21 protein-coding genes are annotated in these 22,117 nt (G+C 35.1%); 8 read left to right on the top strand and 13 right to left on the bottom strand.

What is annotated here, in order from left to right:
* Window position 1: 1 nt before the first annotated feature.
* Both kdsA and recQ read right to left on the bottom strand, forming a co-directional pair.
* Complete coding sequence (kdsA, locus tag LUA86_RS04865; RefSeq protein ID WP_231459469.1) at window positions 2-814, bottom strand: 3-deoxy-8-phosphooctulonate synthase; 813 nt, start codon at window positions 812-814, stop codon at window positions 2-4.
* Between the two features lie 144 nt (window positions 815-958).
* Window positions 959-3,148: a DNA helicase RecQ gene (recQ, locus tag LUA86_RS04860; RefSeq protein WP_231459947.1), complete on the bottom strand. Its 2,190-nt coding sequence runs from the start codon at window positions 3,146-3,148 to the stop codon at window positions 959-961.
* A 91-nt stretch (window positions 3,149-3,239) separates the two neighbouring features.
* On the opposite strand from recQ, the gene LUA86_RS04855 reads away from it, so the two are divergent.
* Together LUA86_RS04855 and LUA86_RS04850 are read left to right on the top strand one after the other, a co-directional pair.
* Window positions 3,240-4,208: an SIS domain-containing protein gene (locus LUA86_RS04855; protein ID WP_231459468.1), complete on the top strand. Its 969-nt coding sequence runs from the start codon at window positions 3,240-3,242 to the stop codon at window positions 4,206-4,208.
* A gap of 15 nt (window positions 4,209-4,223) precedes the next feature.
* Window positions 4,224-5,315, top strand: coding sequence for a mannose-1-phosphate guanylyltransferase (locus tag LUA86_RS04850; RefSeq protein ID WP_231459467.1), 1,092 nt, complete (start codon window positions 4,224-4,226; stop codon window positions 5,313-5,315).
* Window positions 5,316-5,415: 100 nt separating this feature from the next.
* On the opposite strand, the gene rlmB is transcribed toward LUA86_RS04850, so the two are convergent.
* Window positions 5,416-6,180, bottom strand: coding sequence for a 23S rRNA (guanosine(2251)-2'-O)-methyltransferase RlmB (rlmB, locus tag LUA86_RS04845; protein WP_231459466.1), 765 nt, complete (start codon window positions 6,178-6,180; stop codon window positions 5,416-5,418).
* Window positions 6,181-6,359: 179 nt separating this feature from the next.
* Between rlmB and dnaB the strand changes: the two genes are divergently transcribed.
* Window positions 6,360-7,925 carry a replicative DNA helicase gene (gene dnaB / locus LUA86_RS04840; RefSeq protein WP_231459465.1) on the top strand — a complete coding sequence of 522 codons (1,566 nt, stop codon included), beginning with the start codon at window positions 6,360-6,362 and terminating at the stop codon, window positions 7,923-7,925.
* Between the two features lie 486 nt (window positions 7,926-8,411).
* Here dnaB and chrA read toward each other — a convergent pair whose 3' ends face one another.
* Entirely contained in the window at window positions 8,412-9,629 is a 1,218-nt protein-coding gene (gene chrA, locus LUA86_RS04835; protein WP_231459464.1) for a chromate efflux transporter, read from the bottom strand.
* Window positions 9,630-9,656: 27 nt separating this feature from the next.
* Window positions 9,657-9,992, bottom strand: coding sequence for a tetratricopeptide repeat protein (locus tag LUA86_RS04830; RefSeq protein WP_231459463.1), 336 nt, complete (start codon window positions 9,990-9,992; stop codon window positions 9,657-9,659).
* A 134-nt stretch (window positions 9,993-10,126) separates the two neighbouring features.
* Here LUA86_RS04830 and LUA86_RS04825 point away from each other — a divergent pair, with 134 nt between their 5' ends.
* From LUA86_RS04825 to LUA86_RS04805, 5 genes are all read left to right on the top strand, one after another.
* Window positions 10,127-10,864: an electron transfer flavoprotein subunit beta/FixA family protein gene (locus tag LUA86_RS04825; protein WP_231459462.1), complete on the top strand. Its 738-nt coding sequence runs from the start codon at window positions 10,127-10,129 to the stop codon at window positions 10,862-10,864.
* 72 nt (window positions 10,865-10,936) lie between these two features.
* Entirely contained in the window at window positions 10,937-11,905 is a 969-nt protein-coding gene (locus LUA86_RS04820) for an electron transfer flavoprotein subunit alpha/FixB family protein (protein ID WP_231459461.1), read from the top strand.
* Between the two features lie 73 nt (window positions 11,906-11,978).
* Window positions 11,979-12,593 carry a bifunctional nuclease family protein gene (locus tag LUA86_RS04815; RefSeq protein WP_231459460.1) on the top strand — a complete coding sequence of 205 codons (615 nt, stop codon included), beginning with the start codon at window positions 11,979-11,981 and terminating at the stop codon, window positions 12,591-12,593.
* A 169-nt stretch (window positions 12,594-12,762) separates the two neighbouring features.
* Complete coding sequence (locus LUA86_RS04810; RefSeq protein ID WP_231459946.1) at window positions 12,763-14,148, top strand: nucleoside permease; 1,386 nt, start codon at window positions 12,763-12,765, stop codon at window positions 14,146-14,148.
* Window positions 14,149-14,170: 22 nt separating this feature from the next.
* The gene (locus LUA86_RS04805; RefSeq protein ID WP_231459459.1) at window positions 14,171-15,292 is read left to right on the top strand and encodes a DUF3667 domain-containing protein; all 1,122 of its coding nucleotides are present in this window, start codon (window positions 14,171-14,173) and stop codon (window positions 15,290-15,292) included.
* Between the two features lie 67 nt (window positions 15,293-15,359).
* Here the strand turns inward: LUA86_RS04805 and LUA86_RS04800 are convergent, their stop codons facing one another.
* The 8 genes from LUA86_RS04800 to LUA86_RS04765 form a co-directional block, all read right to left on the bottom strand.
* A complete protein-coding gene (locus LUA86_RS04800) occupies window positions 15,360-16,649 on the bottom strand; it encodes a citrate synthase (RefSeq protein WP_231459458.1) in 1,290 nt (429 codons plus the stop codon).
* 132 nt (window positions 16,650-16,781) lie between these two features.
* Entirely contained in the window at window positions 16,782-17,312 is a 531-nt protein-coding gene (locus LUA86_RS04795) for a DUF3347 domain-containing protein (RefSeq protein WP_231459457.1), read from the bottom strand.
* A gap of 96 nt (window positions 17,313-17,408) precedes the next feature.
* Window positions 17,409-17,951 (bottom strand): hypothetical protein, encoded by a 543-nt coding sequence (locus tag LUA86_RS04790; protein WP_231459456.1) that lies wholly within the window; start codon window positions 17,949-17,951, stop codon window positions 17,409-17,411.
* A gap of 144 nt (window positions 17,952-18,095) precedes the next feature.
* The gene (locus LUA86_RS04785; protein ID WP_231459455.1) at window positions 18,096-18,617 is read right to left on the bottom strand and encodes a hypothetical protein; all 522 of its coding nucleotides are present in this window, start codon (window positions 18,615-18,617) and stop codon (window positions 18,096-18,098) included.
* 118 nt (window positions 18,618-18,735) lie between these two features.
* Complete coding sequence (gene miaA, locus LUA86_RS04780) at window positions 18,736-19,665, bottom strand: tRNA (adenosine(37)-N6)-dimethylallyltransferase MiaA (RefSeq protein ID WP_231459454.1); 930 nt, start codon at window positions 19,663-19,665, stop codon at window positions 18,736-18,738.
* A 1-nt stretch (window position 19,666) separates the two neighbouring features.
* Entirely contained in the window at window positions 19,667-20,470 is an 804-nt protein-coding gene (locus LUA86_RS04775) for a hypothetical protein (protein WP_231459453.1), read from the bottom strand.
* 74 nt (window positions 20,471-20,544) lie between these two features.
* Window positions 20,545-20,907, bottom strand: a complete 363-nt coding sequence (locus LUA86_RS04770; RefSeq protein ID WP_231459452.1) for a hypothetical protein — start codon at window positions 20,905-20,907, stop codon at window positions 20,545-20,547.
* Between the two features lie 56 nt (window positions 20,908-20,963).
* Window positions 20,964-22,046 (bottom strand): MBL fold metallo-hydrolase, encoded by a 1,083-nt coding sequence (locus LUA86_RS04765; protein WP_231459451.1) that lies wholly within the window; start codon window positions 22,044-22,046, stop codon window positions 20,964-20,966.
* Between the last annotated feature and the right edge of the window lie 71 nt (window positions 22,047-22,117).

Genomic DNA, 22,117 nt, shown 5'->3' with positions numbered 1-22,117 from the left:
ATTACAAAATTGCTTGTCTGATACGGATTAATTTGCTAAGTGTTTCTTCGAGTAAATCCAAGTGCAACATATTTGCGCCATCAGATTTTGCATTTGCCGGGTCGGGATGGGTTTCGATAAACAAACCATCAGCACCAACAGCAATTGCAGCCTTTGCAATTGTAGAAATTAATTCGGGCTTACCACCAGTTACGCCGCTACTTTGATTTGGCTGTTGTAAAGAGTGTGTACAATCCATCACAACAGGAACACCAAAACTCTGCATTTCCGGTATGCCGCGATAATCAACTATTAAATCCTGGTAACCAAAAGTGTTTCCTCGATCGGTTAAAATTACTTTATCATTTCCAGCCTCTTTAATTTTTTCTACTGCAAATTTCATTGAACCTGCAGATAAAAATTGACCTTTTTTCACGTTTACCACCTTACCCGTTTCAGCTGCAGCAATTAACAAATCTGTTTGCCGACAAAGAAAAGCTGGAATTTGCAAAACATCAACGTAAGCAGCAGCAATAGCAGCCTCATCACTTTCATGAATATCTGTTACAGTTGGCACGCCAAATTCCCTGGCAACTTTTGCTAAAATATTCAACGCCTTTTCATCGCCAATGCCAGTAAAAGAACTGCCTTTACTCCTGTTCGCTTTGCGATATGAGCCTTTAAAAATGTAAGGAATTTGAAGTTTATCCGTAATCGTAATAATTTTTTCTGCAATACGCATGGCGATGTCTTCGCCCTCAATAGCGCAAGGGCCAGCCATTAAAAAGAAATTACCCGAATCTGTATTTTTTATATTGTGTAAGTAGTTAAGCATTTTGATAGGTTATGTAAAATGGTAGATGGATGATGGAAAAGGGAGAATGGAAAATGGAAGATGTGAGATGGATAATGGAAGATGTCAGAACGGATAACCGAAAGGACACATCATCCATCTCACATGTACCATCATACATCACAGCTAGTTTCCTAGTTCTGACATAAATTTAATTCGCATTAATTGAATCTCTTCACGGGTGTAATCTGTTTCTCCCAGCTCATTTAGTGCATCATCAATCGAATCGTTTTCTGCAGCACGGAAGTAATCAAAAACTTCACCCTGCCTATCATCATCAATCACTTCATCAATAAAATAATTCAAAGTTAGTTTGGTACCAGAATTTACAATCGATTCAACTTCTTTCAGAATTTCTTCATACGTTATGCCTTTAGAATCTGCAATATCTTCCAATCCAATCTGCCTGTCAATATTTTGGATGATAGATACTTTCATTTGCGATTTATTCGCCTGGGTTTTGATAATCAGGTCAATTGGGCGCTCAATGTCGTTATCCTCCACATATTTTTTAATCAGTTCGATAAAAGGACTCCCAAATTTCATGGCCTTACCCGAACCAACACCAGAAATCTGTTTCAATTCTTCAGAAGTAATTGGATAGTGCGTACACATTTCTTCTAAAGATGGATCTTGAAAAACTACAAAAGGTGGAACATTTTTTTGCTTCGCGATTTTCTTACGCAAATCTTTTAGCAACTGTAGCAAATGAGTATCTAAAGCTCCGGTGCCTTGTTTTACATCGTCTTCATCATCAGCAACATTAGTTTCTATAAGCTCATTTAAAATAAACTTTAAGCTGTAAGGATTGATGATGAAATCTTTTCCCTGTTTCGTTAATTTTAATAAACCATAATTATCAATATCTTTAAAAAGAAAATTGTTTAAAACTGCCTGGCGGATAACTGATTTCCAAAGTAACTCTCCATCTTGCTTGCCAATTCCAAATTCAGGCAACTTACTATGCTCATAAGCGATGGTTTGAGCCGTTTCTAAACCTAAAAATACATTCAGCAAATGTGCATCATCAAATTTTTCTCCAGCGGTATTAATAAATTTTAACAAGGTTGATAATTGCTCTTCAGCATCAAACTGCTTTTTAGGTTTTTTGCAATTATCGCACATGCAGTTGCAACCGGTTTCATTAAAATTCTCTCCAAAGTAGTGTAAAATCTGCTTACGTCGACAAACGCCGGACTCGGCATAATCAATTACTTCTTTAAGTATCTGTGTACCAATTTCACGCTCGGCAACTGGTTTATCTTTCATAAACTTGGCAAGCTTATCAACATCTTTTTGTGCGTAGAAAGCAATACAAACGCCTTCACCACCATCACGACCAGCTCTGCCGGTTTCCTGATAGTAGCCTTCCATACTTTTAGGCACATCATGGTGTATAACAAAACGTACATCAGGTTTATCAATCCCCATCCCGAAAGCAATTGTAGCTACAATTACCTCTGCATCTTCCATCAAAAATTTATCCTGAGTTTCTGCCCGAACTTTCGGCTCTAACCCAGCATGGTATGGTAAGGCACTAATTCCGTTTAAGTTTAAAGCTTCGGCAACTTCTTCTACCTTTTTACGGCTTAAGCAGTAAATAATACCCGATTTACCAGGATTAGATTTGATATATTTAATAATTTCCTTTGTTATATCCCTTTTCGGGCGGATTTCATAAAATAAATTCGGTCGGTTAAAGGATGATTTAAACAAAGTAGCCTCAGACATGCCAAGGTTTTTCATAATATCTTGCTGAACCTTTGGTGTAGCTGTAGCTGTTAAAGCAATAATTGGAATGTTATTACCTAAACCGGCAATAACCTGTTTAATTTTTCGGTATTCTGGTCTAAAATCATGCCCCCATTCTGATATACAGTGTGCCTCATCAACAGCAACGAATGAAATTTTTATCAGATTTAAAAACTCAATGTTCTCTTGCTTAGCCAAAGATTCTGGCGCAACATATAATAGTTTGGTCTGCCCGCTTAGCAGGTCAGATTTTACTTGAGTAATTTCAGATTTATTTAGGGATGAATTTAGAAAATGTGCAATACTATCATTTCCACCAAATGCTCTTAACTGATCTACCTGATTTTTCATCAAAGCAATTAATGGAGAAATAACAATAGCTGTTCCTTCGCTCATTAAAGCCGGTAATTGATAGCAAATAGACTTCCCTCCACCCGTTGGCATTATAACAAATGTGTTATTGCCTTCTAAAATATTTGTAATGATCGATTCCTGATCACCTTTGAAATTATCAAACCCAAAAAAATTCTGTAGGTTATCAAATAACGACTTTTTCACGTCCATTTTGTGTAATAAAATATGCGATGCTATTTTTCTATCCAAAATAACATAATTTTACAAGAATTTCAATTATTAACAAACAATTTTTTTCTCTTTGAAAAGTAAAAAATCAACTACAGAATCGGCAATAAGTACACTTGAACTAGAAGCAGCCGCAATTTTAAACGTTGCTAAAAACCTAGGGAGTGACTTTGAAAAAGTTGTTTCGAGTATTTTAGTATGTAAAGGCCGGGTAATTGTTACGGGTATTGGTAAAAGTGCAATAATTGCGCAAAAAATTGTTGCGACATTTAATTCAACCGGAACACCTGCAATATTTATGCATGCCGCCGATGCTATTCATGGGGATTTAGGCATGATTCAGATTGATGACATCATTATATGCATTTCTAAAAGTGGAAATACACCTGAGATTAAAGTATTAGCGCCTCTATTAAAGAGTGCAGGCAATATCTTAATTGGAATGGTTGGCGAACTAAATTCGTTTTTAGCACAACAAGCAAACTTGGTTCTAAATACTTCGGTTGAAAAAGAAGCTTGCCCGCATAACCTTGCACCTACAACAAGCACAACTGCACAGTTAGCTTTAGGAGATGCTTTAGCAATATGCCTTTTAGAACAACGCGAATTTAATGAACAAGATTTTGCTAAATATCATCCAGGAGGTTCATTAGGTAAGAAGCTCTATCTTAAGGCTAAAGATTTAGCTTTAAGTAATGAAAAACCATCCATAAAACCAGAAGCATCGGTTAAGCAAGTATTAATTGAAATTAGCAAAAACCGTTTAGGTGCTGTAGCTGTTGTTGATGGTAATAACCAAATATTGGGCATTATAACTGATGGCGACATCAGGCGCATGTTGGAGAATAATGTTGATATAACACTAATGCTTGCAAAAGATATAATGGGTAAAAATCCTAAAGTTATTGAGAGTGATGCATTAGCTGTTGACGCGTTAGATATTATTAAAAAAAATAACATTACACAGTTAATTGTTTTAGAACAAAATGCCTACTTTGGCATCATTCACTTACACGATTTGCTTAACGAAGGAATTGTGTGATTTTCAAATCATCAAATGAATAAAAATTATTACGTACTTATTATGGCCGGCGGTGTCGGAAGCCGTTTTTGGCCAGTAAGCAGAACACAATACCCAAAACAATTTATAGACTTTTTCGGGGTTGGCAAAACCCTTATTCAAAGTACATACGAGCGATTTTTAAAAATATGCCCAGCGGAGAATATTTTTATAGTTTCGAATGAAATTTATACTGATTTAATAAAAGAGCAATTGCCAAATCTATCTGAAAATCAGATAATGGCCGAGCCGCTACTGCGCAATACTGCACCTTGTATAGCTTATGGATGCTTAAAAATTGCTGAACTTAATCCAAATGCTACAATTGTTGTAACCCCTTCAGACCATACAATTGCTGATTTACCTGCCTTTACAGAAACTATAGAACAATCCTTAAAAGCAGCATCAGAAAATGATTGTTTGATAACTTTAGGTATAAAGCCAAACCGACCTGATACCGGCTATGGCTATATCCAGCATACTGACCACGTTTTAAATACGGATAAGGATTTACATAAAGTTAAAACCTTTACCGAGAAACCTAATTTAGAGCTCGCAAAATCATTCATACAGAGCGGTGATTTTTTATGGAATGCCGGTATATTTATTTGGTCTGCTAAAACAATTTTAAATGCGTTTAGCAATCATTTACCTGATATGTATGATATTTTTAACGCAGGCAGGTCGGAACTAAATACACCACGTGAGAAATCTTTTATAAACAATGCCTATTTGCAATGCACTAATATTTCAATAGATTTTGGAATTATGGAAAAAGCAGATAATGTTTATGTACTACCTGCAGATTTTGGCTGGTCAGACTTAGGTACCTGGGCATCTATTTACGACATGGCAGAAAAGGATTACGTTGGTAACGCAGTAATTCCATCAGAACAGGTGGTCATGTTCGATTCATCTAATTGTATGGTTAACGTACCTAAAGATAAATTGGTTATTTTAAACGGATTACATGATTTTATTATTGTAGAAAGTAATAATACTTTAATGATTTGTCCGAGAGATGAAGAACAGAAAGTAAAAGAATTTGTTGCCGAAGTTAAATCAAGATTTGGCAATAAATACATATAATTAGCTAAGGAGCAATTATAAAAAAGCCACAGATTTATAGATATCATTTGAGATAATCTGTAAATCTGTGGCTTCGAATTTATAGCCCAAATGCAGAAGGCTAAACTCTTTGTCTAATGGCTTCGTATAAAATGACACCAGCAGCAACAGAAACATTTAAAGATTCTATTTTGCCAGCCATAGGGATTTTCGCAAGATGATCAGCAACTCTTAGCAAATCGTTAGAAATTCCTTCATCTTCCGAGCCCATAACAATAGCTGTTGGCATTGTATAATCAGGATTGTAAATTAAATCGCTTGTTTTCTCTGTGCAAGCCACAATTTGCAAACCACTATCTTGTAGAAACAAACAGGTTTTGTGCAAATTTTCGTGTCGGCAAATTGGAATGTTAAATAATGCGCCAGCAGATGTTTTAATTGCATCAGCATTTATTTGTGCAGCATTTTTTAATGGAACAACAATCGCATGTACGCCAACACAAGCTGCTGTACGGGCAATTGCACCCATATTCCTAACATCAGTAACACTATCTAAAATTAAAATTAAAGGCACCTCTCCTTTCTCAAAAGTTGTAGGTATAATATCTTCAATATTTTGGTAAGTAATTGGAGAAATCACCGCGATAACGCCTTGATGATTTTTCTGAGACATTCTATTCAATTTCTCAATCGGAACAGAATTCAGTGGAATTAAGGTTCCGGAAAGCAATGCTTTTAGTTCCAGAAATAAATCGCCGCCTAAACCTCTTTGTACATAAATTGTTTCAATATCTCTGCCTGCTTTAATTGCCTCAATTACAGCTCTAATACCAAAAACAAACTCATTGTTTTCCTTTACCCGTTGCGGTCTTCTAAAATTATCCATTACTTAAAATTGTTGTGCAAAAGTAACCGAAATAATTTTCCTTATCCACATTTTGTTGTTTAAAAAAATATTTGTCAATCAAAATCGTCTAAAAAAACAAATTATTTAAATGTCAGTTTGTTAGCAACTCCTAATAACTTCTTAAAACAACACCTTAAACTTTTAACTACTTTTGTGATATGAGTATCGATAACGAACAAGGCGGAAAGAATAGTATATCAGCTAGAAAAGCACGGTTAAACACAACTGTAAGCACTGCAGGCAAACTTCCACCACAGGCATTAGATTTAGAAGAAGCAGTTTTAGGAGCTTTAATGCTGGAGAAAGATGCCTTGTCAGCTGTTATTGATATCTTAAAACCAGAAGTTTTTTATCACGAAGCACACCAAAAGATTTTTGCAGCAATACACATGCTGTTCGAAAAATCTAAACCTGTTGATATTCTAACAGTTACTTCAGAGTTACGCCAGATGGGAACTTTGGAAATGGTTGGAGGTGCTTATTATATCACAAATCTTACTAATCGTGTTGCTTCTGCTGCAAACATCGAGTTCCATGCAAGGATTATTTCTCAGAAATACATTCAGCGTGAGTTGATTAGAATTTCTACAGATATTATTACAAATGCTTACGAAGATACAACCGATATTTTCGATTTATTAGATCATGCAGAGAAAGGTTTATTTGATATTGCCCAAAACAATTTACGCAGAGATACGCAAAAGATGGACGATATTATCAAACAATCTTTAGCAACGTTAGAAGAATTAAGAACAAAAACTGATGGTTTAACTGGTGTTCCAACCGGTTTTACAGGATTAGATAGAATTACCGGTGGTTGGCAAAAGCAAGATTTGGTTATCATTGCTGCTCGTCCGGCGATGGGAAAAACAGCCTTTGTACTAACCTGCGCCAGAAACGCAACGGTAGATTTTGCAAAGCCAACAGTTGTATTTTCCCTGGAGATGTCATCCGTTCAGTTAGTGAATCGTTTAATTTCCGGCGAAGCCGAAATTGAGCAGGAGAAAATTAGAAAAGGTAATTTACAAGAGTGGGAATGGCAACAACTGCACAGTAAAATCGGCAGGTTAACAGAAGCGCCATTACTTATTGATGATACGCCAGCTTTAAATATTTTTGAATTCAGGGCAAAATGCCGAAGATTGAAATCGCAATATGATATTCAATTGGTAATTGTAGATTATTTGCAGTTAATGCATGGTAAAGGCGAAGGCGGTAAAGGCGGCGGAAACCGTGAGCAGGAAATTGGTAGTATTTCCAGAGCGCTAAAGTCTGTAGCTAAAGAGCTTGATGTTCCGGTGCTAGCTTTATCTCAGTTAAGTCGTGCGGTAGAAAGCAGACCGGGCTTGCAAGGTAAAAGACCAATGTTATCCGATTTGCGTGAATCTGGTTCGATTGAGCAGGATGCTGATATGGTATTATTTCTGTACCGCCCGGAATATTACGGTATTACAGAAGATGAGCAAGGACGTTCTCAGGCTGGCATTGGCGAAGTAATTATTGCAAAACACCGTAACGGTGAAACCGGAATTGTGCCTCTTAGATTTGTTGGTAAGTTTGTTAAGTTTACCGATTTGGAAGAGGATTTTACAGCTCCAAATTCATTCTCTGCCGATAGCCCATCGTCCGGCATGTACCCTTCTCAAGATTTTGAAAAGCAAGGAAACGTGATAATTCGCCCTTCCAAAATGGATGATTATAGTGACGAAGACCCACCGTTTTAAAATATAAATAGAAAAGGAGATGTTTTAATATCTCCTTTTTTTATGCTTAATATTTTGAAAATGAATGTTCAGTAATTCTTTTGAGAAACCTGCCCTGCTGTTCATTTTAGTCCCGATGAAAAAATCGGGAGCTGTCATTTCCATCAGGTTTAGATAAATTAGGATTTTAGAATTATTTGAGTTTCTTGCCTTTCAATTGTGTTAGGTTTTTTGCGCTTCGTCATTGCGAGGCACGAAGCAATCCTACCACTATGGGTTTTGTTAACTAACACTTTAAGATTGCTTCGTGCCTCGCAATGACGTGTTGGCTATGCATGGCATTAAATCTGATGCTTAACCAAAACCAGCCTGAGTTTCTAAACCTGACAGTGTGGATACCGGCCGCGGGCCTAAGGCCTGCAGACGCCTGCCTTCCGCAGGCAGGTATGAGCAAATGGCAGGACTAACATTTAATAGTAGCTCTGCCACTGCTTTTCAAAAAAGTAGTTAAAAAAGATAGCCAACCAAAATTCCTGCTAATACAATTAATGGTGTACTAATTTTTGTAAAGTTGAGCAGCAAAAATGTAATTATCATAATACCGATAAATAACCAATTAAAACCCATTGGCATTAATAAAAGTATAAACGCAGCAAATATAAAACCGACACTTACAGCATTAATACCAGATAAGCTGTGCCTGATTCTCGATATTTTTTTCAAATCATCCCAGAATGGAACAATAAACAAAACTAAAATTAAACCTGGCAAATTTATCCCAATTACACCAATTACGCCACCTAAAATTTGTCCGCCAATGCCATAACCAAAATTCCGCATACTTAGTGCGCCAAGATAGCTGGTAAAAGAAAATGTTGGCCCGGGTAAAGCTTGTTGCAATGCAAAACCCGATAAAAAGCCGGGCGCTTGCAGATAATGCTTCATTTCTACAAATTCTGTAAACATCAGTGGCACCAAAACTTGTCCGCCGCCAAAAACCAAAATACCATTACGATAAAAATTTTCGAGCAAACGAATAGGCAAACTAAATGGAGAAGTTCGGTTTATTATTGCGCCAAATAAAGCAAACAATAATAAAGCACCCAAAAAGTAAATTAACTTACGTGGATTAATATTCGAAAAAAGGTTTACGCGAAGTTCTGTTTCTTCGTGAGGTGTTTCTATTGCGGAAGAAATTATGCCACCAATTAATATAGCCAGAGGAAACACGTAGGCATTTTTTAAAACTAAGGTTGCTATTACTGCTGCAAAAGAAAGAAAAATAGAAACCTGACTTTTTAACACTGTTTTGCCTAACTTGAATGCGCCATAAGCAACAATGCCGAGTGCAATTGGTTGTATATATTCTAAAACGTCTGCAAATTTTTGTTGTTGATCTAAAACTGCATAACTTATTGCAGCAAAAGTCATTATGGTTGCAGTTGGCAAAATCCAAATGAGAAAAGTTATAACAGCCAACTTAATTCTACCAACCTTCCAGGCTATACCAACTAAAGTTTGTGTAGATGCAGGACCAGGTAAAACCTGTGCCAAAGCGTTTAATTCTAGTAATTCTTCTTCGGTTATAAATTTTGTATTGTGCACAAAATATTTTAAAAGTAAGGCTAAATGAGCCGAAGCACCTCCAAAAGATGTGAATGTAAAAAATATAACATTTCGTAAAAAAAGAAGTTGTCTCTTTGGCGAAATAGACTTTGTTTCCATTTAAAAATTTAAACCGGTTGCTTAAAATTAATCATCCTCGTAATCTAATCCTGCTGCAGAATTATATGCACCTTGTAACTCTGAAAAAGCATGCATATCACGCTTATTTCTAGCTACAAACATACCCTTTTGATAAATATCGATGGCCTTGTCCTTTTCACCATCTTTTTCAAATAACTTACCTAAATGATAATATGTACCAACATAATCCGGGTGTTTTTCAGTTAGCTGAAGGTAAAAATTATAAGCTTTTTCTTTATCATTTTGATTGTTATACTCTGTGGCTAAGGCATATAGAATAAATGGATCGTTCGGTTCATTTTCTAAAAACTCCAATAACTTTGCTAAACGGCTTGATGACATTTTATTTCCTTGCTTTTTTAATTAAATTTGCAGAAAGACCTAATATATAAATCTAAATAATTATGAGTTTTCCAGTGGATAAATTTGTTAATCTATATTGAGAAAAACATAATATTAAACCCAATTTTATACATATGAAAATATTAGTTTGTATCAGTAACGTGCCCGACACAACGACAAAAATAACTTTTACTAATGATAATACCGAATTCAATACAGCAGGTGTTCAATATATCGTAAATCCTTACGATGAAATTGCCTTAGCTAGAGCGATTGAATTAACAGAGGGCGGTAAAGGAACTACAACTGTAATTAATGTTGGCGAAGCAGCAACCGACCCAACCATTAGAAAAGCACTGGCAATTGGTGCTGATGATGCTGTACGTGTAAATGCAGCGCCTCGTGATGCTTATTTTGTGGCTAAGCAGATTGCAGAATACGCAAAAGATAAAGACTTTGATATGATTTTGACTGGTCGCGAATCTATTGACTACAACGGAAATCAGGTTGCTGCAATGGTTGGCGAGTTTTTAGATATTCCATCAATCTCTATCATAAAAAAATTAGATACTGATGGCACAAATGCAACCATTGAACGTGAAATTGAAGGTGGTAAAGAAGTTTTAACCGTATCTGGAAAGTTTGTTGCAAGCTGCGCTGAAGGTGTTGCTGAACCAAAAATCCCGAATATGCGTGGTATTATGAGCGCAAGAACCAAACCATTAACGGTTGTAGAAGCAGTTTCTATCGAAGAAGTAACAAAAGTTGCTAAATATGAAACGCCAGCGCCTCGTGGTACTGTAAAATTAATTCCGGCAGAGCAAACAGCAGAATTAATTAACCTTTTACACAGCGAAGCTAAAGTGATTTAATTCGCTTAAACGATTTCAATCAAATTAAACAATTAGTTAAACAATCCTGCAAAGGATTTCAGAAATAAATATATGTCAGTATTAGTATATGTAGAGCAAGCTGAAGGAAAATTTAAAAAATCAGTATTCGAAGCTGTTTCTTATGCCAAAGCAATTGCTAACCAGCAATCAACTAATTTAACAGCAATTTCTATTGGTGATGTTGCCGAAAGCGAATTAAAAGAATTAGGCAAATATGGCGCTTCAAAAGTTTTAAATGTTAGCACAGAGCAATTAAAAACTTTTGTAAATCAGGCTTATGCAAGTGTTATTTCAAGCGCAGCTGAAAAAGAAGGCGCAGACGTTGTTGTACTTTCGAACTCATTCTCTGGTAAAGGTTTAGCACCACGCATCGCTGTAAAGCTTAAAGCTGGTTTAGCAGATGGCGCTGTAGAATTACCAAGCACTGATGGAAAATTTTCAGTTAAAAAAACGGCATTTTCGGGTAAAGCTTTTGCCATTACAGAATTAACTTCTGCTAATAAAGTTATTGCCTTAAACCCGAATGCATTTGGCGTTAAAGAGAATGCAACAGATGTTACTATCGAAAATTTTAGTGCTGATGTTAAACAATCAGACTTAGGTACGGTTATTAAAGATATTGTAAGGGCTACAGATAAAGTTTCATTACCTGATGCTGAATTGGTAGTTTCTGCAGGTAGAGGTTTAAAAGGCCCTGAAAATTGGGGAATGATTGAAGAATTAGCAGGCTTATTAGGTGCTGCAACGGCTTGTTCAAAACCAGTTTCTGATGCAGATTGGAGACCACACTCAGAACACGTTGGTCAAACAGGTATCGCAATTAGCCCGAATTTATACATTGCAATTGGCATTTCAGGTGCAATTCAGCATTTAGCCGGTGTAAGTTCTTCAAAAATAATTGTCGTAATTAACAAAGACCCTGAGGCACCGTTCTTTAAAGTGGCTGATTATGGTATTGTTGGCGATGCTTTTGAAGTTGTTCCAAAATTAATTGAAGCTTTAAAAGCACATAAAGCATAATTTGTCATAACGAGTTTATAGAAATGCGTGGCTTTACCAGTGTTTCTATAAATTCAATGTGACATCAGCATATATGAAGAAAGTAAAATTAGATATTGTAGGTTTATCTTATAGCCAAACTCAATCTGGTGCTTATGCGCTGGTGTTAGGTGAAGTTAATGGCAGAAGACGTTTACCCATCATTATTGGAGCTTTTGAAGCTCAGGCAATTGCCATCGAAATTGAGAAGATGACTCCAAGTAGGCCGCTAACGCATGATTTATTTAAATCGATGGCCGAAACGTTTCATATTAATGTTCAGGAGATTATCATTTACAACCTGGTTGATGGTGTTTTTTATGCAAAGTTGATTTGCAGTGATGGTAAAAACACACATGAAATCGATGCAAGAACATCTGATGCTATCGCATTGGCGGTAAGGTTCAACGCCATGATTTATACTTACGAATTCATTCTTGCATCCGCAGGAATTGTAATTGAAGGTAATGATTTTCTGTTTCTTGAAAACATGGATAGCCTTGCCAAAGAACCTGATGCTGACACCTTACCAACATCTACAAGCCAGCAAGGTTATACAGATTTAACCGTAGAGGAATTGCAGCAAAAACTTCAGGAAGCAATTGCTGATGAAGCCTATGAGAAAGCCGCCCGCTTACGTGATGAATTGAACAAACGAGGCACATCTTAGTAATAAAATAGCTCAAATGATGTATTTTATTTACAATAATTTATACAATAACTATTAAAATCAAAATGAACCCAGATTATTCAAAATAATTTGGGTTCATTGTTTAATTATATTTTAAAATAGTTCTATATTCAGCCTTTACTTTCAAAATCAAACACAACAAAATATGATGAATGTTAAGTTTCGCTTAACGCTGATGAGCTTTATGCAGTTTTTTGTATGGGGCGCCTGGCTTATCACAATTGCAAATTATTGGTTTGGCACAAAACAATGGGATGGTACGCAATTCGGGGCAATATTTGCAACCATGGGATTTGCTTCCTTATTTATGCCAACATTAACCGGAATTATAGCCGATAAATGGGTTAACGCTGAAGTTTTGTATGGCATTTTACATATTCTATATGCTGCCGTTTTATTTTACTTGCCACAAGTAGAAAGTCCGAATGCATTTTTTTGGACCATACTGGTTGCCATGTGCTTTTATATGCCAACAATTTCTTTAAGTAATTCTATTTCTTACACCACACTAAAGGCCAGAAATCTGGATGTTGTGAAAGACTTCCCTCCTATACGTGTTTGGGGAACAGTGGGTTTTATCGCCGCCATGTGGATTACAAATCTTTCTGGCAATAAAGCTAGTGCTTATCAGTTTTACATAGCCGGAACAGGTGCGCTATTGTTGGGTGTATATGCATTTACTTTACCAAAATGCAAACCTACTAAATTGATATCAGAAGAAGCATCTTTAATGCATACCTTAGGTTTAGAGGCATTTAAGCTTTTTGCGAATTACAAAATGGCTTTATTTTTTATCTTCTCGATGTTTTTAGGTGGAGCCTTGCAACTAACCAACGCTTATGGTGATGTTTTCTTAGATGAATTTAAAAACTTCCCAAAATATGCCGATTCATTTGTTGTGAAATATTCAACAATAATTATGTCTATATCTCAGGTTTCAGAAACGTTGTTTATCCTTGCAATACCATTTTTCCTTAAACGGTTCGGTATAAAAAAAGTGATGATTATCGCTATGCTAGCCTGGGTTTTCCGTTTTGGTTTATTCGCTTACGGAAATCCATCAGAAAATTTATGGATGATTGTTCTATCGTGTATTGTATATGGAATGGCTTTCGATTTCTTCAACATTTCAGGCTCATTATTTGTAGAAACCTCAACTACCGCTAAAACAAGATCTTCCGCTCAAGGTATGTTTATGATGATGACAAATGGTTTCGGAGCTGTCTTCGGAAGTTTAGTTTCTGGTTGGATGATAGATAAATACTTCACGAAATCTTTCACAAATATACAGTCTACAGCAGAATTTGTAGGTTCAGAATCAACGAATAGCCACCTTTTATCGTTTGTAAAAAGTCAGGGCGTTAGTATTTTAAATAACGGAGCATTTGATAAAACCATTCACATGAAAGACTGGCATAGCATATGGCTTTCATTTACCATCTATGCCTTAATCATTACCGTATTATTTGCCATTTTATTTAAGCATAAGCATACCCGAGCTGAAGAAAAAGCTATTGAAGCCATAACACACTAAATTTTTATTACGCAATCTCCTTATGTCAGCAGGTAAATACAGAAAAGAACATAATTGCTTAAACTGTGGTTCTCATGTAGAAAGCCATTACTGCAGCAGTTGTGGTCAGCCTAACTTAGAATTAAAAGAAAGCTTTTGGGGCTTTATTAGCCATAGTATTGCCCATTATTTTCATTTCGATAATAAGTTTTTTCAAACATTAACACCACTTTTAACTAAACCCGGACAAGTTACACTTGATTATTTAGCAGGTAAAAGAGCTAGATACATCAATCCGGTAAGTATGTATATTTTTGTATCTATCGTTTACTTTTTAATCGCGTATTCGCCTGAGCACAAGACTAATACAAATGAGCATGTCGATGCAAAGACAAGAGTTCAACAAAAGGCTACTCTAGATACGGTTAATAGTAAACTTGAAAAAGCAGGTATTTTAGGCAAGGCTCCAGGAATTGCAATTAAAGTTAAAGCAAAAATTAATGAAGATTTAGACAGAAGTGCTTTTGAAACTTTAGACTTTAAAGAACAAGCAATTGTTTTAGTTGATTTGAAGAAACAACAAAAAGCCAATAAATCAGATTCTCTTGCAAAGGTTATAAGCAAATTTAGTGTTATTCACGATGAACGCAATGATTCAACTTATGCGGCTTACTTATCCCGACAAAAAAGCCTGAGCTCGGAAGAGCAGGATAACTGGATTGAAAAGCTAAGTAAAAAACGTGCTATTACTTTAGGGCAAAATGCTGAGGTTATTCAAGAAACTCTGGAGCATAACAGGCCAAAGCAATACTTTCTGCTAATGCCCTTGCTTGCACTATTTATCATGTGGAATTTTAGAAAAAACCATATCTATTACCTCGACCATTTGATATTTACCATACATGGGATGACCGCTTATTTCATTGTATCAATTTTGACAAAACCTTTTATTAAGTATATTTTTGGGGAAGATTCTTTGATGGCTAATATAATTGGTTTGGGGATTTTTGCATGGATTTGCTGGTATATGTTTAATGCGTTAAAAATATTCTATCAACGTAAAAAAGTAATCGGCAAAATGATAACGATTTTTATTCTGTATGCTATTGCATTTAAAATTACAGAAATGGTAATGCTCAACTTAATCTATTACGTAGCAACATAACCATCAAAATTATAGCATAAAAAAAACCAGGTTTTTTCAAACCTGGTTTTTTTTATGCTATTTATATTTACTTTCTATCTTTAATGCCAACGAAAGCTCTGTCCGTTTCACCTACGTAAATTTGACGCGGACGACCAATTGGCTCTTTATTTTCATGCATTTCTTTCCATTGAGCAATCCATCCTGGTAAACGCCCTAAAGCAAATAGTACCGTAAACATTTCTGATGGGAAGCCTAATGCTCTGTAAATAATACCAGAGTAAAAATCTACGTTTGGATATAATTTTCTGTCGATAAAATATTGATCAGTTAATGCAGCTTCTTCTAATTTTTTAGCGATTTCTAAAATCGGATCATCAATACCTAAATTTTCTAAAATATCATCACATGCTTTTTTAATGATTTTAGCACGCGGATCGAAATTTTTGTAAACTCTATGGCCAAATCCCATCATGCGGAAAGGATCATTTTTATCCTTAGCTTTTGCAATCCATTTTTCGGTATCTCCACCATCAGCTTTAATAAGTTCGAGCATATCAATTACCGCCTGGTTTGCACCACCATGTAGTGGACCCCATAATGCAGCGATACCTGCAGCTATAGATGCATATAAATTACAATCAGATGAACCAACAATACGAACAGTTGATGCTGAACAATTCTGCTCATGGTCTGCATGTAAAATTAACAATTTATTCATTGCACTAACCACAATCGGGTTAACATCGTAATCTTCTGTACGCTGACCAAAAGTCATCCAAAGGAAATTGGTCACGTAATCGTATTTATTTTTAGGGTAAATAAGTGGGTGTCCTAATGATTTCTTGTAGATAAAAGAAACGATTGTAGGCAATTTAGCCAATAACTTAATAATCGTTAAGTTTTGTTCTTCGGCTGTTTGATTTGGCTTTAAACACTCAGGATAAAATGTTGATAAAGAGAAGATTAAAGAACCTAACTGACCCATTGGATGAGATTTTGACGGATAGCCATCAAAAAATTTCTTCATGTCTTCATGAATCAATGTATGCTTACTAATTTCTCCTTGAAAATCATCAAGTTGTGCTTGAGTTGGTAATTCACCATACACAATTAAATAAGAAACCTCTAAGAAACTAGCTTTCTCAGCAAGCTCTTCAATTGAGTAACCTCTATATTTTAGGATACCTTTTTCACCATCTAAAAAAGTTACTTTACTTTTTGTAGAGCCGGTATTTTTAAAACCTGTATCTAAAGTTACAAAACCGGTTAAATCCCTTAGCTTAGAAATATCAATCGCCTTTTCGTCTTCCGTTCCTGTAATTACCGGTAATTCAATTGTCTTACCATCAACTTTAATCTCTGCAATATCTAACATATTATTGTGTTGTGTTTATAGCTTCTAATTTATATAAAAATTAATATACATGCATAGCAAATCTGTTAAATTAATATGAATTATTAATCAAAATGACGTAACAATCATGATTATATAACAGTCATTAATGCATTATATTCCTTTGATTTCATCTGTTACTCTGCCGCATTCGAGCATTTCGTTACCATAATACGGGTTCTTAATTTCTTTTTCTGTTGATAACCAATCGCCACCATCGCCTTTGTTTGCCATTGGGCAGTGCTGCACATAAATTTTACCGCTTTTTATTGGAGTAGATTTTATGAAAGCAATTAAATCCATACTTAATGCAGTAAAATCTTTACGTTGCACAACAAGATTTTTTGTTTCAGCAATTTTTTTGGCAATGCTTGCGGTAGTTTCGCAACCCTCATAAGCGGCTAAACTTTTTTCTAATTCAACAGCTGATTTCTGGGCTTCAGCAGCATCAGATTTTACAAAGGCATCTTTCAGCTGAACATAGTGAGCAAATATTTTTGCTTTTTTTTCATCTTCAATAACAACGCTTGTTGAAGTTCCTGAAGATTTAGCTATTGTAGAATCTGCTTTTTCATCAGATTTTTTCTCTGCTTGATTGCAGGCCATGAGAACTGTTAATATTGCTATTCCGAATATTTTTTTCATTGTATTTGGTTTTCGGCTCAAAATAGCAATTAAAATATTAAAATGACAAAAAAAGCCCCCGAAAATTTCGGAGGCTTCAATTATATGATGTTTCGATTATAATTTAAAATTGTAACCAATTCTTAAAGCGTATTGACCAGTTTTCATGAAGTATAAATCAGAATCGCTATTGTTTACATAACCTTCATATTTTACGCCAACTTCTAATCCATTATTCCATTCGTAACCTAAACCACCGGTGTAAATAAAATTCATATTTGCACCATCTTTTAATGCTAAACCTGTACCAAGGCCACCTGTTAAGAACATTCTGTCTACAACAAATGCTTTAACACCACCCATTAATGGAATGAATTCGAAATTTAAAGGGCTTCCTTTCCATTTAAGTTTTGTATAACCTGCAGAGGCTGTAATTGCAACATCTTTAGTTAAATCATATTGTAATCTTAAATCAGCACCGTAGCCATAATCCATTTCTGATTTATCAGGAAATAATCCACCTTGTACGCCCACACCTACTTTAAATGCCATACCATTATTAGTTGTCATTGTTGTAGTTGATGTTTGCGCCTTTAAGCTACCAGTAGTAAAAATTGCAATTGCTGCTGCTGTTGCAAAAAATTTAGTAAGTGTTTTCATGTTAATTTTTTTAAGTTATTTAATTAAGGGTTTAGTTTACTTACGAAAAATAACATGAAACAGATTTAATATATTTTATTGAAATTCTTGAAATAAAAAAAGCCCCTGATTATCAGAGGCTTTATGTGTGAATAAAATTATTTACTATAGTGAGAAACCATAAGCTAAACGTAAACCAACGTAACCTGTGTTGTTACTGTTTCTTGATAAACCTTCGTATTTAACACCAAGGTCTAAACCGTTGCTCCATGAATAACCTAAAGCTGGTGAATAAACAAATGATGTTCCACTACCTTCTTTCGTGCCAAAACCAGCACCTAATTCAGCTAAACCATAAACACCTGAACCAGATTCATTGAAGAAATATTTTGCACCAACTTTAACCGGTATATATCCAAAACTTGGAAAATCTACACCTGTGTTACCGATTTCTTTTCCGCTGAAATGTGTATAACCTGCTGTAACTGGAATTGATAATTGTTTATCTACGTTAAATTGGTATCTTAAATCAGCACCTAATGCAACACTATATGCATCACTAGTTGGTACACCAGCAATAATACCAACACCTAAATTTCTTGGTGTTGTTTGTGCGTTAACGTTTGTAGAGACAAATAACGCTACAGCAGCTGCTGAAGTAGCGAGGATTTTAGTAATTGTTTTCATTATGAGTTATTTATTTTGGGTAATCAATATATAGCTACACTGTTTACAAACCTTATGCCAAAATAATGGAATAATGCCATTTAAATGCACTAGAACGTCATATTTAACTCATAATAGCCTATTTTTTTTTTTTTAAAACCATTTCTAAAATGCTTTGTTTTAAGTGGTTGCTTCCTAGTTTTGCGTCAAGCCAAATAATAGGAATTCCGTCCTTTTCCATCTTTCTGAAAAATGTATTTTGTCGCTTGGCAAATTGACAAATGGCTATTCCAAGCTTCAGTTTTAATTCGTCAAGATTTAACTCGCCATTTAAATACATCACAATAAATTTATATTCCAATCCATAAAAAATCAAAATATCTTTACTTACGCCGTTCTTAATAAGCTCCTCTACCTCATCTATCATTCCATTTTGTAAGCGAACATCTAAACGCTTTAAAATATTTGTACGGGTTATTTCGACTTCGTTCTTCAACCCAAAAACTAAGGGTTTAAATTTTGGATAATCTATTTGCTCTAAAGTATTATGTTTCAAATATTCTCCAATTTCAATAGCCCGAATTAATCGTTTTTTAGATGATTTATCCACATGGCTGATATGCGCATCATCGTAATTTTCAAGTTTTAAAACTAAATCTTCTTTGCTATAATCTTCCAGCTTATCCCTCAAGGTTAAATCTTTAGGCACTGCAGTAAATGGCTGGTTTTGCAGAATAGAATGAATGTACATTCCGGTACCACCGCAAAGAATTGGTATTTTTTTCGCTGCAGTTATTTCTTCAAAGGCTTGATAAAAATCCTTTTTAAACGCATCAACGTGATACCGCTCTCCGGGTTCCAAAATATCTATTAAATGGTAAGGAACTTTTTTTCCGTTGATAAAATATTCAGATAAATCTTTTCCTGTACCGATATCCATACGCTTAAAAATCTGTCTGCTATCTGCACTAATGATTTCGCCATTTAAAGCATCAGCTACCTGCACAGCAAGTTTTGTTTTGCCAGATGCTGTAGCACCCAAAATAACAATTAACGGGTTTTCATCCATTTTAAAATTTTAAAATAAACTTAATACTACCAGTATTAAAAACGGTAGCCTTATTATTTTGAACAACAGCTTTTGATAAGCTTCGAGATAAATTTGTATCAAGTTCAAAAGTTTGGGCGTTGGTGTAAGAAACTTGCTCGAAACCTAATTTTAAATATGAAGCACCTGCCGACCAATCTCTATCGGCATAGCTCATTATATCATCTGGATTAAGATTTTTGCGGATATAAACCAATAACTTTGATAAGCCACCACTAACTGAAAAGCCAGCTTTTACCGCAAACCTTATTAGCTCTATTGATTTATAGTTCTCAGTATGGTTCATTTTTCTTAATGCAGAAAATGTGGCAACGGCTACAAGTTCATCACCAAAAAAGAGACCAAATTTATGTCGACTGCTAACAGCACCCTGAAGATGATTTTCATTTAAAAATGCGTCTGCCCTAGGTTTATCAATTTTTAAGACCCTGGTTTTTCTGCCGTGGATTCTCGAATTTTTTCCTGCGAGAGATTTTATACGCTCTAAAACCAAAAGTGGCTTATTTCTGAAAACATCCTCCCAAAGATGGATAAGACTTAAGCCACGACTGTAAAATGATTGCTGAATATTTATAAGCGTTTGCGGAATATGTTTGGAATCTATGTTAATTAGATTTAAAACAACAGCGCTATCCATAACATAAATTAAGGTATAACCTTCTTCATTTATGGTTTCAAATTTAAAACCAGCTGCGTTTAATGCAGAACGGAGATCATCAATCCATTTAAGATTATTTAGTGGAAGCGTTTTGATGATGATATCCAATTATAATGTTATTTATTTGTAAGCAATATTTTAATTATTGCTTACAAATTTACCTTTTGGAATTGAAATAGGTATTAAACCCACTCCTTTTCTTTAAAGTGGACGTTTATAATTTCGACCAAAGTATCTATTTCTTTAAGCTTTTCATTATCCAAACTATTAACTTTTAAACCTACTTTCTCAGAATCAAATTTAATTATATTCGGATTTGAAGGTTCAAACTCTTGTGTATTTACCTTCACCTCTACTTCAGATCCATTTATATAAACCCCTGCAAAAAAGCGTTCTGTAATTTTTTCGCCGTCAACTTCAATATTTTTTTCGCTGTATAAGTCATATCCCGTTTCCGAATTTTCGTGAACGGTATAACCCAAGGCTGCGAAAGGTTGTAAACTTGCTCTAATGGTCTGAAAAATTTCTACAAGGTCGGTTTTCATAATCTGCTATTTTTGAAATAAACAACATCAAACCGCTATTGTTTAAATTTTATATATTACCACCATTTATCATTTGTATGGGAGATGCCAACAGTTATCGTTTCACCCAACTTTGGCGTTATTAATGGAAATTGCTTTTCTGTTGCCGCAATTGTAACTCTTTCTACCGGCTCATTCCACGGATGCATAGCTAAACTAAATTTGCCCCAATGTACCGGCATTAAAACCTTTGCGTTCAAATCTATAGCCGCCTGCACGGTTTGCTCTGGATACATGTGTATGTATGGCCAAAGTTCGTTGTATTGACCACATTCCAGCAGCGCTATATCAAATGGACCAAATTCATCACCAATAGTTTTGAAATGTGTATCGTAGCCAGAATCTCCTCCTAAAAACATTTTCGCAGCGCTAGATTTTAATACAAATGCAGACCATAATGTTTGGTTTCGCTTAAACTTTCTACCCGTAAAGTGCCTTGCCGGAACCGCAGTAAATGTCAAACTATCAAATATGTTAACAGATTGATTCCAAACCAACTCTTTGATTTTATTGGTGGAAACACCCCATCTTTCTAAATGAGCGCCCACACCCAAGGAAGTTATAATAATCTTAGCATTTGGTGCTATTTTCAAAATGCTTTGATAATCCAAATGGTCGTAATGATCGTGAGTGATTAATAAAACATCAATATCCTTAAAATCATCAGCCTTTATAAAATCTGTTCCTTTAAAAGCTTTGCTTCCAATAAAAGAAAATGGCGATGGCGTTGAACTAAAAATTGGATCGACTAAAATACGAAGACCATCAACTTTTATCAGATAAGATGAATGCCCGAACCAAATAATTTCTGGTAGCGAACTTTTCTGAGCCTCTTTAATGGCTGGATGTAAAAAAGGCAGGGCATGCGAAGGAATTTTATTTGGTTGTTTTGAAAATAAAAACTTACGTAAAACTTCAAAAAAACTAACTCCTTCGGGTTGCATTAAGGTTACTGATAGATTTTGTATAGCTCCATCTTTATAATTTGATAAGTGATGAATTTTTTCAAGTCTTTCGCCTTTTGGCAAACGGCCGAATACAGGGAGGTTAATTACAACTAAAAAGATTATTATAAAAACAAATACCGAAGCGATTATCATAAAAATAAATAAAAGGCAAAAGTATATTATTTTAGGTGCAAAAAAACTTGATGATAAATCCTGGAACCGGT

The sequence above is a fragment of the Pedobacter sp. Leaf132 genome (genome assembly GCF_920984695.1).
Lineage (GTDB): Bacteria > Bacteroidota > Bacteroidia > Sphingobacteriales > Sphingobacteriaceae > Pedobacter.
This window is presented reverse-complemented; position numbering and strand designations above follow the sequence as displayed.